The organism is Pseudomonas amygdali, from assembly GCF_002699855.1.
Taxonomy (GTDB): domain Bacteria; phylum Pseudomonadota; class Gammaproteobacteria; order Pseudomonadales; family Pseudomonadaceae; genus Aquipseudomonas; species Aquipseudomonas amygdali.
The window spans coordinates 1-15908 of sequence record NZ_LKBW01000028.1; the positions used below are offsets into that span (position 1 = coordinate 1).

The following is a 15908-nucleotide window of genomic DNA, read 5'->3' on the forward strand; positions in this document are numbered from 1 at the left end:
GTTCGCGAAGGCTATATTCCAAACGCAGCAAATTCTTCTACTGTACCGGCCTCTTTACTAGCAAGTTCGCTCCTGTAAGGCCATGGGAACGTCAGCGTGCCCCGCCCACCGTCCACATCAACCCGCTGGCCCTGGCGCGCTCGTCGCACAGCCCCAGCACGACACGGCGCTCGTCGTTGCTCATCCGGCTCCACCGGGTGATCTCGTTCACGGTTCGCTGGCAACCGGTGCATATATCCTGCTCATCGAGCGCACAAATGCTCACGCAGGGAGAACGGACCGGCTTTTCAATCGGGGTATCAGTGCTCATCACTCTTCCTGCACAACCAGGTCACGGGCGTAACGCTGGGCATTGTGTACGTAATGGGCGGCGCTGGCTTCCAGCATCTTCTTCTGCACGTCGGTGAGTTCGCGCACCACTTTACCCGGCGACCCCATGACCAGCGACCCGTCGGGAATGACCTTGTTTTCTCCGATCAACGAATTGGCGCCGATGATGCAGTATTTACCAATTTTCGCCCCGTTGAGGATGACCGCGTTGATGCCGATCAGGCTGTAATCGTCAACGCTGCAGCCATGCAACATGGCGTTATGCCCAATGGTCACGCTCTTGCCGATGCTCAGGGGCGAGCCCATGTCGGTGTGCATTACTGTGCCATCCTGCACGTTACTGTTTTCGCCGATATGGATCAGCTCGTTGTCGCCACGCAACACCACGTTGAACCATACACTTGCTCCGGCTTCCAGCCTGACATTACCGATCAGCACTGCATTGGGAGCAACCCAGCTCTGCGGGTCGGTCTGGACACGGGATTCCCCCAGGCGATATTTCATGCAGCCTCCTCAGGCGGGTCGTACTCATGGGTACGGATTGTTATGAAAAGAACTTTCTGTGGACAGCATTTCTGCTGCAGGCCACTCAGGTTCAGATCGTCGAGCGTTCAGGCGGATGATGCAGACTGATTTTGCTGTCGTACAGCACATTGACCAGCTCGACGATCATGATCGCGGTAAGCCCCCAGATCTTGTACCCGCCGTAACGGTAACTGGGCACGTACCAACTGCGGCCTTCGTAATCGATGCGGTGCGTGTGTTCACGGGTGTCCTGACGGAAGAACTCCAGCGGTACGCTGAACACCGCCGCGATCTCGCCGTCATTGGGCTGGTATTCGACAAAGTCAGGTATGACACCGACATACGGCGTGACTTTGATGCCATGTTTGGAGATGAGCGGGCTTAACGGGCCGACTACGGGAGGCAGGCCGATTTCTTCTTCAGCTTCGCGCAGGGCAGTAAAAATCAGGTCCGGGTCGCCTGGATCGCGGCGACCACCCGGAAAGGCCACTTCGCCACCATGTGTCGACAGGCCACTGGCACGCAGGGTCAGAATCAGCTCGGGTTGTTCACTGCGGGTGACAGGCACCAGAACAGCCGCCTCGGGGAATCGTCGATCCGAGTCGAGGGTTTCGGGCGTATGATTGACTACACGGCGAAGTAGCTCATCCAGCATGGGAAATCTCGATCTGTTGCCTGTCTGGCATCATGCACCAAAGCGAGGTTGCGCCCAACCCCTCGCAAGGCAACTCCTGTCACACAGAGGGTTGCCGAGCCGCAGCACGACAGGCCAAGATAGCGACTGCGTTCACTATCGACTGACCCCATGAAATTTTGCAGCCAGTGTGGCAACCCCGTTATCCAGCGTATTCCCGAAGGCGACAGCCGATTGCGGTATGTCTGCGAGCATTGTCACACCATTCATTACCAGAATCCGAACATCGTGGCGGGCTGTCTGGTGACGCTGGGCGACAAGGTCCTGCTGTGCCGCAGGGCCATAGAACCGCGCCTGGGCTTCTGGACACTGCCGGCAGGTTTTATGGAAAACGGCGAAACCATCGAACAGGCCGCCCGGCGCGAAACCATCGAGGAAGCCTGCGCCACTCTGACCGAGCTGCATCTGTACACGTTGATCGACGTTCCGCATATCAATCAGGTGCATGTGTTCTATCGGGCAGAAATGGCGACTGAGGCGTTTGCGGCAGGAATCGAGAGTCTTGAAGTGCAGTTATTCGACGAAGCCGACATTCCGTGGTCGGACCTGGCTTTCATGACAGTCGGACGTACCCTAGAATACTTCTTCGCGGATCGGCGTCGGCAGGTCTACCCGGTTCATACCAGCGCCCTTCCCCCGTCACGTCCGTTGCTGGACACCTGAAAGTCAGGGTCGCACACAATATCGGCGCTTTTTATAGAAAGAAGCACCTTCAGGGAAATCGTAATGCGCTGGTTGTTCGCCTTCTTTTGCATGTCATTCGTACCGCTTTCGCAGGCTGCGTTTACCCAGACCATCGTGCCCAAGGGCAGCGAACAGAAAATCATCAACAATAAAGTCATCAATACCGAGAGTATTGCCAGCAAACCGATCGACAAGGTGCTGGTGCTTAAATCGGTTCGCCAGTTGCAACTGATCAGCGGTGGCGAGGCGCTGAAGACCTATCGAATTTCTCTGGGCAAGAACCCCAAGGGCACCAAATTGCAGGAAGGCGACCAACGCACGCCAGAAGGTTTCTACTGGCTCGACTGGCGCAAGCCCAGCAATAACTACAACCTGTCGATGCACATTTCCTACCCGAACATTTCGGACTCGGCACGGGCACGTCGCGAAGGCGTGAAACCGGGCAGCATGATCATGATTCACGGCACGCCGGTGGATGAAGAGTACCCGGAATGGTACTTCCACACGCTGGACTGGACCAACGGATGCATCGCGCTGAAGAACAACGACATGCGGGAGATATGGGATCTGGTGAAAGACGGGACGATGATCGAGATTCGGCCTTGATCATTGCAGCGAGCAGTCAGGATCAGACGCAGAGCGTCCAGAACGGCATGCCGACGCGGAGCGTCGCACGATAGCTGTCAATCGTTTACATCGTGGGAGCGTCCGGGCGACGCGCCTAGCTTGCTCGCGAAGAGGCCAGTACAGCCCCTCAGAACTCTTCNTGCTTAAGCGCCAACACTGCTTGCTGAATCAGATCATCAGCCACGACCAGCTCGACCTTCCATTCCTCCACCGATTCGACCACTCCGCTCTGCCCGACAAATGGCTGACTGCCATTCAGCGGGCGGAACTGGCCCTGGCCGAGCACTTGCCATGAACAGTGATCGTAAGCGCCGATTCGCCCTGCACCAGCAGAGAATACGGCGTTCTTGACCTCGTCCACATGGCTCGGCGGAACAAAGAAGGCGAGCTTGTACACGCGCCTTAGTTAACCCAGGCCCGTGCGTTGCGGAACATGCGCATCCAGGCAGCGTCCTCGTTCCAGTCCTCGGGACGCCACGAGTTCTGCACCGCGCGGAACACGCGCTCCGGGTGCGGCATCATGATCGTCACGCGACCGTCCAGGGTGGTCATGCCGCCGATACCGCGCGGCGAGCCGTTCGGGTTGGCCGGGTAGGTTTCAGTGACCTTGCCGTGGTTATCGACGAAGCGCAGTGCCACAGTACCGGACACGTCCGCCTCAAGCAGCGCGTCGTCATTGCGGAACTCTGCGTGACCTTCACCGTGAGCGATGGCGATTGGCATGCGCGAACCGGCCATGCCTTGCAGGAAGATCGACGCCGACTCCTGAACCTGAACCATTGCCACGCGCGCTTCGAACTGCTCGGAGCGGTTACGCACGAAATGGGGCCAGAACTCGCTGCCCGGAATCAGCTCGTGCAGGTTGGACAGCATCTGGCAACCGTTGCACACACCCAGCGTGAAGCTGTCGGCACGCTCGAAGAAGCCCTGGAACGCATCGCGGGCGCGGCTATTGAACAGTGCCGACTTGGCCCAGCCTTCACCGGCACCCAGCACGTCGCCATAGGAGAAGCCGCCACAGGCAACCATGCCCTTGAAGTCGTTCAGGTCGACACGACCGGCAAGGATGTCGCTCATGTGCACGTCAATCGCATTGAAGCCTGCGCGATCAAAGGCTGCCGCCATCTCGACCTGACCGTTGACACCCTGCTCGCGCAGCACGGCAACCTGAGGGCGGACGCCCGTCTTGATGTACGGCGCAGCGATGTCTTCGTTAACGTCGAAGCCCAGTTTGACGGTCAGGCCCGGATTGTCTTCTTCCAGCAGCGCATCGAATTCCTGATCAGCGCATTCAGCGTTATCGCGCAGGCGCTGGATCTGGTAGCTGGTCTCGGCCCACTGACGTTGCAGCAGACGGCGCTGGCCGCTGAAGACCGGCTCGCCATGGAAACTGATCGAGACTTCGTCGTTGTTGATCGGCTGACCGATCACCGCAACGCAATCTTCCAGACCGGCAGCGCTGAATTGCGCCAGCACCAGCGGAGTCGCGTCCTGACGCACCTGGATGACCGCGCCGAGCTCTTCGTTGAAGAGGATAGCGCTTAGATCGGAAACGTTGTCGGCCACACCGTCGAGGTGCAGGTTCAGGCCGCAGTGACCGGCAAAGGCCATTTCCAGCGTGCTGACCAGCAGACCACCGTCGGAACGGTCGTGATAGGACAGGATATGACCGTCTGAATTGAGGCCCTGAATCACGGCGAAGAAGGCTTTGAGGTCTTCAGCGTCATCGACGTCTGGTGCGACACGACCCAGTTTGCCGTGGGTCTGGGCGAGAATAGAAGCGCCCATGCGGTTCTGGCCACGGCCCAGATCGATCAGGATCAGGTCAGTGATGCCTTTATCCATGCGCAATTCAGGCGTCAGGGTCTGACGAATGTCGACCACTGGCGCAAAGCCGGTCACGATCAGCGACAGCGGCGAAGTCACGCTCTTCTCAGTGCCTTCTTCGCTCCAGCGGGTTTTCATGGACATCGAGTCCTTGCCCACCGGAATGGTAATACCCAGTTCCGGACACAGCTCCATGCCCACCGCTTTGACGGTGTCATAAAGACGCGCGTCTTCACCGGGATGGCCAGCAGCCGACATCCAGTTGGCCGACAGTTTGATGTCAGACAGCTTTTCAATACGTGAGGCCGCAATGTTGGTCAGCGTTTCGCCAATCGCCATGCGGCCCGATGCCGGAGCATCCAGAAGAGCCAGCGGCGTGCGCTCGCCCATTGCCATGGCTTCGCCCGTGTTGACGTCGAAGCTGGTGGCGGTGACGGCGCAGTCAGCCACAGGCACCTGCCACGGGCCGACCATCTGATCGCGAGCGACCAGACCGGTAATGCTGCGGTCACCAATGGTGATCAGGAAGCTTTTGCTGGCGACTGCCGGGTGACGCAATACGCGTTGCACGCTTTCTTCGATATCCAGCGTGCTCGGATCGAAATCATCGCCGATCTCGGCTTCACGCTCGACCGAACGGTGCATGCGCGGCGCCTTGCCCAGCAGCACTTCCAGCGGCATGTCCACCGGGCTGTTGCCGAAATGGCTGTCGGTCACGGTCAGTTGCGGCTCGGCAGTGGCTTCGCCGACAACCGCAAACGGGCAGCGCTCGCGCTCGCAGATGGCCTTGAAACGCTCGAAATCCTCGACGCCGACGGCCAGCACGTAACGCTCCTGGGATTCGTTGCTCCAGATTTCCAGCGGGGCCATGCCCGGCTCGTCGTTGGGCACGTTACGCAGTTCGAAACGCCCCCCACGATCGCCATCGTTGACCAGTTCGGGGAAGGCGTTGGACAGACCACCGGCACCGACGTCATGGATGAAGCTGATCGGGTTACGGTCGCCCAGCTGCCAGCAGCGGTCGATCACTTCCTGGCAGCGACGCTCCATCTCAGGGTTTTCACGCTGAACCGAAGCGAAATCCAGGTCGGCAGAACTTGTACCGGTCGCCATCGAAGACGCCGCGCCGCCACCCAGGCCGATCAGCATTGCCGGGCCACCCAGCACGATCAGTTTGGAACCCACAGTGATCTCGCCCTTCTGGACGTGATCTTCGCGGATGTTGCCCATACCGCCAGCCAGCATGATCGGCTTGTGATAACCACGAACCTCATCGCCGTGCGGCGTGGTAATGGACTGCTCAAAGGTACGGAAGTAGCCGGTCAGCGCCGGACGGCCGAACTCGTTGTTGAACGCCGCGCCACCCAGCGGGCCTTCGATCATGATGTCCAGCGCGGTGACGATGCGCTCGGGCTTGCCGTATGGCACTTCCCAAGGTTGCACGAAACCGGGAATCTGCAGGTTGGACACGGTGAAACCGGTCAGACCTGCCTTGGGCTTGGCACCGCGACCGGTTGCACCTTCGTCGCGAATCTCGCCGCCGGAACCGGTCGCTGCGCCAGGAAACGGCGCAATGGCAGTCGGGTGGTTGTGAGTTTCGACCTTCATCAGAATATGCACCGGCTCCTGCACCGCGCCGTACTGGCGGGTTTCGGGGTCCGGGAAGAAGCGGCCGGCAACGTTGCCGACGATCACCGAAGCGTTGTCCTTGTAGGCGGACAGCACGCCTTCGCTGTGCATCTGATAGGTGTTCTTGATCATGCCGAACAGGCTTTTTTCCTGGCTCTGGCCGTCGATATCCCAACTGGCGTTGAAAATCTTGTGACGGCAGTGCTCGGAGTTTGCCTGGGCAAACATCATCAGCTCGATGTCGTGCGGGTTGCGCCCGAGACCGTTGAAGCTGGTGATCAGGTAATCGATTTCATCTTCAGCGAGGGCCAGGCCCAGTTCGACGTTGGCTTTTTCCAGCGCCGCGCGACCGCCACCCAGAATGTCCACCGCGGTCAGCGGTTTGGGCTGGGCGTGGCTGAACAGGCTAGCGGCCTGCTCGTGATCGCCCAACACCAGTTGCGTCATGCGGTCGTGCAGGCTGTCGGCGATTGCCTGAGCCTGGGCCTCACTGAACTGACCTTCTACATAGAAGGCAATCCCGCGCTCGATGCGCTGGATTTTCGTCAGGCCGCAATTTCGGGCGATGTCGCTGGCCTTGCTCGACCAAGGTGAAATGGTGCCAAAACGCGGCAACACCAGAAACAGACGGCCGCTCGGCTCTTGAACCGGCACGCTGGGGCCGTATTTCAGGAGACGGTCGAGAACCTGCTGTTCTTCGCTGGTAAGAACGTCGTTGACGTCCGCGAAGTGGGCGAATTCGGCGTACAAGCCACTGACAGCTGAAACTTTTTGTTTCAGTTGTTCTAGTAATTTGCTGTGGCGGAAGGCAGAAAGGGCAGGAGCACCGCGCAGGATCAACATCTTCGGGACAGCCTCGAGAAGGGGGTGTGCTTTGAGGCCGCACATTCTAGCCTAAAGCGGGCCTTTGATCACCCAAAGGCGGCATCGGGTGCGCCCGAATGTCGCTCCAGGCAAAAAAAGTCTGAAAATGCCTGTAAAACCCCCTCGCCTATCAGACGCAGGCTTCACTGTCGAGATATGGCGCCCGGTGCGCTTTGCGTATACTGCACCGATGTTCTTCAGACCAGATTTCCGCCCACGTTGCGCCAAGTGGCTCATCGCAACCGGACTCTTCCTGATGCTAGGCGCCTGTGTGGAGAAACCCACCACACTGGAGCGAGTCAAGGAGGACGGCGTGCTGCGGGTGATCACCCGTAACAGCCCGGCGACTTATTTTCAGGATCGCAACGGCGAAACCGGCTTCGAATACGAGCTGGTCAAGCGTTTCGCCGATGATCTGGGCGTCGAACTGAAGATCGAAACGGCCGACAATCTGGACGATCTGTTCGACCAGATGAACAAACCGGGCGGTCCGGTCCTGGGTGCTGCGGGCCTGATCGAGACGCCAAAGCGCAAGCAACAGGCGCGTTTCTCGCACTCTTATCTGGAAGTGACCCCTCAGGTTGTCTACCGCAACGGCCAGTCGCGTCCCACCGACCCGGGCGACCTGGTGGGTAAACGTATCGTGGTCCTGAAAGGTAGCGCGCATGCCGAGCAGCTTGCGGCACTCAAGGCGCAGAATCCCGGCCTTGAATATGAAGAGTCGGACGCGGTCGAGGTCGTCGATCTCCTGCGTATGGTCGATGAAGGCCAGATTGACCTGACGCTGGTCGACTCCAACGAGCTGGCGATGAACCAGGTGTACTTTCCCAACGTGCGTGTAGCCTTCGACCTGGGCGAAGCCCGCGAACAACGCTGGGTGGTTGCACCGGGCGAAGACAACAGCCTGCTCAACGAAATCAACGCTTACCTCGACAAGGTCGAGAAGAATGGCACGCTGCAACGTCTGAAAGACCGTTACTACGGCCACGTCGATGTACTTGGCTACGTTGGCGCCTATACCTTTGCCCAGCATTTGCAGGAACGCCTGCCCAAATACGAGAAACACTTTCAGACATCGGCCAAGAAAGAACAGGTCGACTGGAGATTGCTGGCCGCCATCGGCTATCAGGAATCAATGTGGCAACCGGCCGTTACCTCGAAAACCGGTGTGCGCGGCCTGATGATGCTGACCCAGAACACCGCTCAGGCGATGGGCGTGACCAACAGGCTCGACGCGAGACAGAGCATTCAGGGCGGGGCAAAGTATTTTGCCTATGTAAAGGATCAGCTGGACGACTCGATTAAAGAGCCAGATCGCACTTGGCTAGCTCTCGCGTCCTACAACATTGGCAGCGGTCACCTCGAAGATGCGCGCAAATTGGCCCAGAACGAGGGGCTGAATCCTGATAAATGGCTGGACGTGAAAAAAATGCTGCCGCGTCTGGCGCAGAAGAAGTGGTACAGCAAGACACGTTACGGCTACGCCCGAGGCGGCGAGCCGGTACATTTCGTTGCCAACATTCGTCGCTATTACGACATTCTGACCTGGGTCACGCAGCCTCAGCTCGAGGGCAGCCAGGTCGCCGATGGCAACCTGCATGTTCCCGGCGTCGACAAGACCCAACCGCCTGCGCCGCCTGCACCTGCTTCAGGCAGCAGCCCGGACAAGCCTGCGCTCTAAACGCCGCCCTGGTTTTTGTCTGCATCCTTGGCCGCCCGGCGCATTCTGAAAAACTCGCTCAGCATTGCCCCGCATTCCTCGCCCAATACCCCGCCCTCAAACAGCACGCGGTGATTGAGAAAGCCCTGACTGAAAAACTGCCCCTGGCTTTGAACGATGCCTGCCTTGGGCTCAAGCGCGCCGTAAACCACGCGCGCCACCCGCGAATGCACGATCAACCCGGCGCACATGCTGCACGGCTCCAGCGTCACGTAAAGCGTGCTGCCCGGCAGACGATAATTGTCCAGCGCCCTGGCGGCATCACGAATAGCGACCATTTCGGCATGCGCACTGGGGTCGCTCGCGCTGATCGGGCAATTGTAACCACGACCGATGATCTCGCCGTTCTGCACCACGACTGCACCGACCGGCACTTCGCCCAGCAATGCGCCTTGCGCGGCGAGCGCCAGGGCCTCACGCATGAAGTCCTGATCCTTGCTGCGGTCGATGATTTGCGGCTGACGCATCACGACACCTCGATCGCGGCCATGAGGCCGGTTTCCATGTGATCGATCACATGGCAGTGGAACATCCACACGCCTGGGTTATCCGCCACCAGCGCAACCCGCGCCCGCTCGTTGCGGCCCAGCAAGAACGTGTCGGTAAAGTACGGGATGATCTTGCGCCGATTGGACGCGATCACCTTGAAACTCATGCCGTGCAAGTGAATCGGGTGTTGATACTGAGTCATGTTCTTCAATTCAAAGATGTAGCTCTTGCCCAACTTCAATTTGGCGATAGGCCGGTCGGCGCAAGTCTTGTCGGTAATGTCCCACGCTTCGCCGTTGATCTGCCACAAGCTGGGCGGCTTGCCGTTGTCGGTGTTGACCGACATTGAGCCCACCCATTCGAAGTTGAAATTGATCTTCTCGGCGTTATCCATATCCGGCTCGGCCACCGGATTGGCCGGCAGCTCAGGTGGCCATTGACCGGGCGCGTCGTTATTGGCGACTGACCGAAATGTCCCCAAACGCACCGGGCCGTTACGCAATGAAATTTCCTCACCCGCAGGCGGTGCCTTGATTGCCAGACAGATGCGCATGCCCGGCCCCAGCCAGTACTCGTCACCAAACGGTCGCGGCGTGACCGGGTTGCCATCCAGCGCATAAATCTGCGCCTCGGCGTCTGGCAGGTTGAGGCGGTAGGTCACGGTATTGTCGAGGTTGAGCAAGCGCACGCGGGTAATCTGCCCAGCAGGCAATTCAATAACCGCCTGCGCAACACCATTCAATGTCGAAAGCCGCCCCGCCGTACCTTCACGCGCCGCCTCACGCAATACGCTGAACTCGGTAAATGCGCCAACTTCATCCACATGCCAGCTTTTCAGGCTGACCGTACGCTCATGGGCGAAACCGGTCGGCTCGCGCTCTTCAACGATCAGCGGCCCGACCAGCCCGCGGCCCAGCTCTTCGCTGCTGCTGACGTGCGGGTGATACCAATAGCTACCGGCATCCGGCACACGGAATTTGTAATCAAAGTATTCACCCGGCTTCACCGGCAACTGAGAAACGTATGGCACGCCGTCCATCTCCAGCGGCAAGCGGATGCCATGCCAGTGAATGGTCGTCTCGACCGGCAGCTGGTTGATGAAGCGCAAGCGCAACCACTCGCCCTGCCGCACCCGCAATTCCGTGCCCGGCGCAGAGCCGCCAAACGCCCAGGCAGGTGTCTTGTGGCCAGAGACCAGTTCTATATCCAGCGGTGCAGCGATCAGCACGAAGTCCGAACCCGCTTGCGACTCACGACGCCCCATCCAGTAACGCGAAGCACCACCCGCGCCAAGGCCGACTACAGCAAGACCGGCGATGCCTGTGAGGATCTGACGACGGGTAAAGGACATGAACGGCGGGACCTCGAAAACGACGACTGAGCGCATCTGCGAGCAAATGCGAGGGGCGAATACGATACACCTGCATTTGCGTAAAGATAAGGGTGGATACCACGAACTGAAGTTGAGGCGTAAAAAAAGCCGGGCAAGGCAGTGACGCCCGCTCCGGCTTTTTGCATCAATCAACCGCTACGACTGACTAACCCGCTCCAGCCATTCGATATATGCCGGCTCTGCATCAGGCGGTACATTGGCGCGGTGACCCTGCAACTCTGCCTGCATGCCAAACCCTTTCCATATCAGCGGTGCGAGGCGCGATGCCGGGCTGTTCGCCCGTTCCAGTTCGCTCAGCACTTGCAGGCTTCGTTGCTTGTGTTCGGCCACTGTATCCGACTTGTAATCGAAAGCCTTTCCCAACCCGGAGAGGTACATCAGTTTTGCGGTTTCTATCTCAGGCCACTGGAGCGCCATATGCAGGGGCCATTCGAGCATCGCGCGTTCGCCCCACATCGACGACTTAGGTAAATGGTCGTTCGCAAGCAACGTCAGCATGAATGATTGGCCCAACTGGGTCAGATACACCGGCAAGACCTCAGCGTCAGGCTGCCGGTAAAACACATCCAGTGGCTGCTCACGCTTGAGCCCGATACCGCCCAGCAAGCGCTGCTGAAGATCAAGTACCAGCGCGCCAAGTTCCGCTTTGCCTGCACTACCGTTTTCAACGGTTTGCCGGGCGCGGGTCGTGCAATTCCATAGGCTCAGTGAAATCCGCCACTGGGCCTGATCGCCCTCACCCGAACAACCCACCTCGCCCGTCACAAAATACTTCGTCGCTGGCGGGACGATATCGAACAATGTGTTGCCGTCGACCTCAACCCCAGATACAACCGGCCCCGCACCCTCCGCGACCTGGACATAACAATTGGCTGCATAGTCATTCCAGTAGTGAACCGACTCAGCCATGTAAAGAGGGATGGCACGCGTATAGCGCCCGATATCATCCTCGCGCTGCGATTCGGCAGGTTCTGCTTTCTCCATGATTTTGGACAAGGCGAAGAAACCGATTTCTGGCGCACCTTCCGGTTTTTGCGCGAAGAGCCAGTCAGCATTGCGCAAACCGTAGTGCCAGACCGGCTTGGTAAGCGCCACGGTATTGATCGTCACGCTGGCAGGATCAATCGGAACGCCTTTGTCTTCCTGCCTGCGCACGTCCTCGAAAGCGTGCGCAAACTGGTCAAGGTGACTTTTGATTGGTGCAAAGCCGAGTGCATACAAGCGAGTAAGCAACGCCTCGCCTTCATCCACCCTGCCCAGCTCCTGATAGGCACGCAGCAAGTTGAGACCTGCCGTCGAATCATGTTTGTGCTCATCATAAGCAGGCCCGACAAGCTCGACGATCAGCGGGATGTGGCCATTGTTGCCCAGATCCCCCGAGATCATCTGCAGCGCGCTTCGGTCGAACTGGCAACCTGCCAACACTTCTTCATACAGCACGCGCGCCTGCTCGACGTTCTGCTGTTGCAGGTAATGCCGCGCCATCCACAGCTGCGCACGCCAACTGCCCGGCAACGCCGCTACTGTGTGAAGAGCAGCGAGATAGGCCGCCTCGCCGCCCCGCTCCTGCTGGATGCTCAGCCACCACATCACACCATTCTCTTGATTCGGGTCGGCTTCAACCGCCTGCCATAGCGTTGCCTCTGCAACTGATTGCTCACCACGCTCGGCAAACACCTTGGCCAGATTGGTCAGAATGATTCCCGACACGCCGACTTTCGCCATCCCGGCCCGCAGGGTGGCTTCAGCAGCATCAAGCTGAGCGTTGTGCATCAGCACGATTGCGTGAACAACATAACTGCGCTCAGGGTTATCGTCGATTTCTACCAAGCGCTTGGCCGCAGGAAGCAGATCAGCCGCAAACCCGTCGCTCAAACCCGAGACAATCAGGCTGTAGAGTTCATCCGCACTGCCCCACTGCTGTCGCAGGTTGGGCAGAAACACCTTGTCGCGCCACTCGTTGCGCGTGATCTTTATCTCGCGTCCGTGGCTGTCATAAACGGTGATCAACTCGCCCTCATTTAACTCCGGCGCTGCTGCATCAGAGTGCCGAACGGGAGTCTCCGCAGGCGCTGGAGACTTTTTGCCGCTGAGAGCGGACAGAATGCGTTTGAACATAGATAGAGTCGCCACGGTTTCGTGTGAGTGGGCAGAACACGATGAGTTGCGGAAATCTTCAAGCAAGGATTGTTGGCATCCGTGCTTTTTGCTCCAGGCACTCAATCGTCAGTAAATAAAGCCGAGCGTTGCTGAGTGCTCCTGTCAGGCAGACTTCGCCTGCTCTTGCTGGAACATGATGACCAGAAATTCAGCAGGTCTGACGGTCGCCACAAGAACGGAAACGCGCAAGTAGCCATTGAGCACATCATCGGCCGTCATGGTACTGCCCAGCCCGACGTTGACCTGAAAGGCATCCGCAGGCGACGAGCCCTGCAAACCACCTGACCTCCAGACCCCCATCAGGAAACTGGTGATCATGCTTTTAACCGCCAACCAGGTGTCGGACGTATTCGGGCTAAAGATGTATTGGCGTGCGGCCAGCTTGACCGACTGTTCAAGGAAGGTCATGGTCCTGCGCACGGATACGTAACGCCAGTCCTGGCTGTTGCCATCCAACGTGCGAGCCCCCCAGATCAAAATGCCCTGGCCGTTGAAAAAACGAATGGCGTTAACCGATTTTCCGAAAACGGCATCGATGTTGAGCGGCTCCTGTTGCGAGTCCGACAAGCAAATAGGCAGGCTGGCGACCCCGACGATGCTGACGTTTGCAGGTGCACCCCACACCCCGTTGTTATTGTCGTTGACGGTATAGACTCCCGCGATGGCGCCGCTTGGAGGCAACGTGTTGGCGCTCGACAACACGTGCGTGACAATCTGACTGTAGAGCGGACTGGCGACAAGCAGCGCGGCCTGCAACTGACTGTTTGTCATCGGGTCGGCTGGTGGCTTCTGGATCATCTCAAGCAGGGCGGCGACCGCAGCATTGGGTGCCGATGGCGGATTCAGCAAAGGAGCCAGTTGAGTCGTATCGCCGCCAAACAGATTGGTGAAGTCGATGTCCGGCTGCTGCATGATCGTGGTGCCGATAAACGGGTAGTAGCTGGCGCCGTACTCGAGCCCGGTGTTGCCTGTGCTGTCGCGGAAGGTCTGGATGTCCTGGGTATAAAGGATAGGGTCGGGGTTGGCACCGCCAATGACGTCGAATATGCACATCGCAGTGCCCATTTCCTGTGCCTGCAACAACATACCCTGCATCAATGTGCCATTGTCGGCCACAGACAACAGCGTTGCCTCGGGGCAGATATACATTGTCGGCTCCAGCTCATTCTTGAGCAGGGCCAGCCCGCGCTGCAGATCAGCCAGCTGGACGTTGGGATTGATTACCGGAGCAGCCGGGTCGGTCGCAGGTTTTTTGCTGGGCGGGCCATAGGGACCGACCGCCACGATGTAAGCATCACCACCGCCATTCTGATAGAAGAGGCGCACGCTGTTGTAGAGGTAGTAGATCGTACTCGGGTCTGGAAGGATGGAATAATACTGATTGTTCAGCGTCAGGTATTCGCCGGATGTCGGCAGCTCCTTCTGTTGAACCAGGTAATACTCCGGACTGTACTGCCTGGCAGGATCAGCAGGCGGCGGCAGGTTGTCCAGCATGAAAAAGGCCTGGAACTCCATGAACGAAGAGATCTTCTGAGGCTTGTTGTAATACGACTCGCCCTGGTAATCCGCTCTCGGTGTGTAGCCGATAAAAGCAGGCACTGCAGTGGCTATTGGCACCACCGAGTTGGCAAAGCCGTTAACTTCATTGATGTACACACCTGGCGTTGGATAGTTGGAAGCCATTGCTCGTCCTTGATGGAGTTGAGAATTAACGGCCTCGGTGTCGGCAGGCCTTTTACTGAAATACGCTCAGCAGGTTGTCCTGCTGAGAGATCCTGCAACCGTACGCCAGCCCCCTGGAGTGAGGTTTGCCTGTATTTACGAGTTCGCGTGTGCCTGGATGTTATCGTTTTGCCCGCAAAATACGGACAAAGCAACACCTGAATGTGATTTTGAAAGGCTCGTGGCGAGCTTTATCGTTCGCGCGCCCTCAGCAGCCGCAATGCTGGTCTCGATCGCAGCACCTGCACCGGCTTTCACCGCACCCGCCAATACGACTTTCGACTTACCTACTGCGACCAGCACATTACTGATGCCAGGCAAATGCCAGAGTTTTTTACCCAACTCCCCTGCAAACGCCTGAACATTATCCTTGTTTGAACCATCGCTCGAACATGTGAATCACTGGTCTTATCCAGACGATGATCGCCCTTCAAGGCTGAGTAGCCCTTCTCGACAAAGTCTTTCCAGTTACCCGCCTCTGTACCATGCCCGGCGTCACCGTCGTGAGTAATGCCTGCCCTGTGAGCCCGACCGTCTGCGGACGAGCTCATAAGCACTGACAAACTCCGCAGAGGTTAGTCTGCGGAATTACTGTTATAGCTCGCCTGTTAGAAATTGAGCGCGCCCCAGACCGAAACTCCAGTCTTCGTCACTGTTTATGACTATCGAAACCATGACGTCCTCTGCTTCGATGCCGCAGTTGCGCTCTAACCCTTCTGCTATAAGGGCATAAAACCGCTTTTTCATTTCTGCTGCACGCGGTCTGCTAATGACGGTGATGACAACCATTTTGTCAGACCGGGTAAACCCAAGACCAGTATCCTGAATGATCAGTCGATTCGCTTTGTGTTCATTCAATACTTGGTAACGGTCACGCTCAGGGACTTGGAATGCGTTCACCATGGCTTCATGGATAGTGTCCAGCAGCATCTCGATTTCTTGGTCCGAGCGGCCTTCTATTACATCAATTTTCAGCAATGGCATTAATTGTCTCTCTACAGGATGAGTGTGGATGTAGACGCTGAACGCATCTCTTCCACCAGGGTTTTGATCAATTCTGCTGCAGGTAGCGCGCGTGCAAGCGGCGCCCCTTGCCCGGCCCATTGAGCGGCAAAATCATGACAGCCTTTGAGAACAGCGGCGGCATGCAGTGCTTTGGCCACGTCATAAGCCAACGGATATTGGTATGCCCCCCGAAGGTTGGACAATTATCCACTTACGCTGCCTTGGCGGCCTGCATCCTG

The 15908-nt window shown here is 58.1% G+C and carries 13 protein-coding genes and 2 pseudogenes; 3 read left to right on the plus strand and 12 right to left on the minus strand.

Annotated elements, in window-relative coordinates; translation table 11 throughout:
• Positions 1 to 91: 91 nt before the first annotated feature.
• The 3 genes from AO277_RS03505 to AO277_RS03515 form a co-directional block, all read right to left on the minus strand.
• The gene (locus AO277_RS03505; protein ID WP_004656331.1) at positions 92 to 310 is read right to left on the minus strand and encodes a DUF1289 domain-containing protein; all 219 of its coding nucleotides are present in this window, start codon (positions 308 to 310) and stop codon (positions 92 to 94) included.
• Positions 310 to 834, minus strand: coding sequence for a gamma carbonic anhydrase family protein (locus tag AO277_RS03510; protein ID WP_004656329.1), 525 nt, complete (start codon positions 832 to 834; stop codon positions 310 to 312). The genes AO277_RS03505 and AO277_RS03510 overlap by 1 nt, the downstream gene beginning before the upstream one ends.
• Positions 835 to 925: 91 nt before the next feature.
• Positions 926 to 1510, minus strand: coding sequence for a CoA pyrophosphatase (locus AO277_RS03515; RefSeq protein WP_044317311.1), 585 nt, complete (start codon positions 1508 to 1510; stop codon positions 926 to 928).
• Between the two features lie 150 nt (positions 1511 to 1660).
• On the opposite strand from AO277_RS03515, the gene AO277_RS03520 reads away from it, so the two are divergent.
• Positions 1661 to 2212, plus strand: coding sequence for an NUDIX hydrolase (locus AO277_RS03520; protein ID WP_002552512.1), 552 nt, complete (start codon positions 1661 to 1663; stop codon positions 2210 to 2212).
• A gap of 204 nt (positions 2213 to 2416) precedes the next feature.
• Positions 2417 to 2839, plus strand: a pseudogene (locus AO277_RS03525) (L,D-transpeptidase family protein); the annotation flags it as partial.
• A 148-nt stretch (positions 2840 to 2987) separates the two neighbouring features.
• Here AO277_RS03525 and AO277_RS03530 read toward each other — a convergent pair.
• Together AO277_RS03530 and purL are read right to left on the minus strand one after the other, a co-directional pair.
• Positions 2988 to 3257, minus strand: coding sequence for a YqfO family protein (locus tag AO277_RS03530; protein ID WP_099258760.1), 270 nt, complete (start codon positions 3255 to 3257; stop codon positions 2988 to 2990).
• Positions 3258 to 3262: 5 nt separating this feature from the next.
• Positions 3263 to 7159, minus strand: coding sequence for a phosphoribosylformylglycinamidine synthase (purL, locus tag AO277_RS03535; protein ID WP_044317309.1), 3897 nt, complete (start codon positions 7157 to 7159; stop codon positions 3263 to 3265).
• A 211-nt stretch (positions 7160 to 7370) separates the two neighbouring features.
• Between purL and mltF the strand changes: the two genes are divergently transcribed.
• Complete coding sequence (mltF, locus tag AO277_RS03540; RefSeq protein WP_002552508.1) at positions 7371 to 8861, plus strand: membrane-bound lytic murein transglycosylase MltF; 1491 nt, start codon at positions 7371 to 7373, stop codon at positions 8859 to 8861.
• On the opposite strand, the gene tadA is transcribed toward mltF, so the two are convergent.
• From tadA to AO277_RS28885, 7 genes and pseudogenes are all read right to left on the minus strand, one after another.
• Positions 8858 to 9367, minus strand: a complete 510-nt coding sequence (gene tadA / locus AO277_RS03545; RefSeq protein WP_044317308.1) for a tRNA adenosine(34) deaminase TadA — start codon at positions 9365 to 9367, stop codon at positions 8858 to 8860. The genes mltF and tadA overlap by 4 nt on opposite strands.
• Entirely contained in the window at positions 9367 to 10740 is a 1374-nt protein-coding gene (locus AO277_RS03550; RefSeq protein ID WP_044317352.1) for a multicopper oxidase family protein, read from the minus strand. The genes tadA and AO277_RS03550 overlap by 1 nt, the downstream gene beginning before the upstream one ends.
• Before the next feature lie 177 nt (positions 10741 to 10917).
• On the minus strand, positions 10918 to 12900 hold the full coding sequence (locus AO277_RS03560) for a tetratricopeptide repeat protein (protein ID WP_044317307.1): 1983 nt from the start codon (positions 12898 to 12900) through the stop codon (positions 10918 to 10920).
• Between the two features lie 144 nt (positions 12901 to 13044).
• Complete coding sequence (locus AO277_RS03565; protein WP_044317306.1) at positions 13045 to 14625, minus strand: phage tail sheath family protein; 1581 nt, start codon at positions 14623 to 14625, stop codon at positions 13045 to 13047.
• 135 nt (positions 14626 to 14760) lie between these two features.
• The gene (locus AO277_RS28380) at positions 14761 to 15006 is read right to left on the minus strand and encodes a hypothetical protein (protein WP_175286674.1); all 246 of its coding nucleotides are present in this window, start codon (positions 15004 to 15006) and stop codon (positions 14761 to 14763) included.
• Between the two features lie 252 nt (positions 15007 to 15258).
• Positions 15259 to 15648 carry a tautomerase family protein gene (locus AO277_RS03575; protein WP_010213067.1) on the minus strand — a complete coding sequence of 130 codons (390 nt, stop codon included), beginning with the start codon at positions 15646 to 15648 and terminating at the stop codon, positions 15259 to 15261.
• 11 nt (positions 15649 to 15659) lie between these two features.
• Positions 15660 to 15848, minus strand: a pseudogene (locus AO277_RS28885) (nitronate monooxygenase); the annotation flags it as partial.
• Positions 15849 to 15908: the final 60 nt, after the last annotated feature.

Excerpts from the sequence above, each read along its gene's own strand:
- mltF (WP_002552508.1), top strand. The coding sequence starts at position 7,371 with ATGTTCTTCAGACCAGATTTCCGCCCACGTTGCGCCAAGTGGCTCATC.
- AO277_RS03550 (WP_044317352.1), bottom strand. The coding sequence starts at position 10,740 with ATGTCCTTTACCCGTCGTCAGATCCTCACAGGCATCGCCGGTCTTGCT.
- purL (WP_044317309.1), bottom strand. The coding sequence starts at position 7,159 with ATGTTGATCCTGCGCGGTGCTCCTGCCCTTTCTGCCTTCCGCCACAGC.
- AO277_RS03505 (WP_004656331.1), bottom strand. The coding sequence starts at position 310 with ATGAGCACTGATACCCCGATTGAAAAGCCGGTCCGTTCTCCCTGCGTG.
- AO277_RS03565 (WP_044317306.1), bottom strand. The coding sequence starts at position 14,625 with ATGGCTTCCAACTATCCAACGCCAGGTGTGTACATCAATGAAGTTAAC.
- AO277_RS03510 (WP_004656329.1), bottom strand. The coding sequence starts at position 834 with ATGAAATATCGCCTGGGGGAATCCCGTGTCCAGACCGACCCGCAGAGC.
- AO277_RS03560 (WP_044317307.1), bottom strand. The coding sequence starts at position 12,900 with ATGTTCAAACGCATTCTGTCCGCTCTCAGCGGCAAAAAGTCTCCAGCG.
- AO277_RS03520 (WP_002552512.1), top strand. The coding sequence starts at position 1,661 with ATGAAATTTTGCAGCCAGTGTGGCAACCCCGTTATCCAGCGTATTCCC.
- AO277_RS03515 (WP_044317311.1), bottom strand. The coding sequence starts at position 1,510 with ATGCTGGATGAGCTACTTCGCCGTGTAGTCAATCATACGCCCGAAACC.
- tadA (WP_044317308.1), bottom strand. The coding sequence starts at position 9,367 with ATGCGTCAGCCGCAAATCATCGACCGCAGCAAGGATCAGGACTTCATG.
- AO277_RS03575 (WP_010213067.1), bottom strand. The coding sequence starts at position 15,648 with ATGCCATTGCTGAAAATTGATGTAATAGAAGGCCGCTCGGACCAAGAA.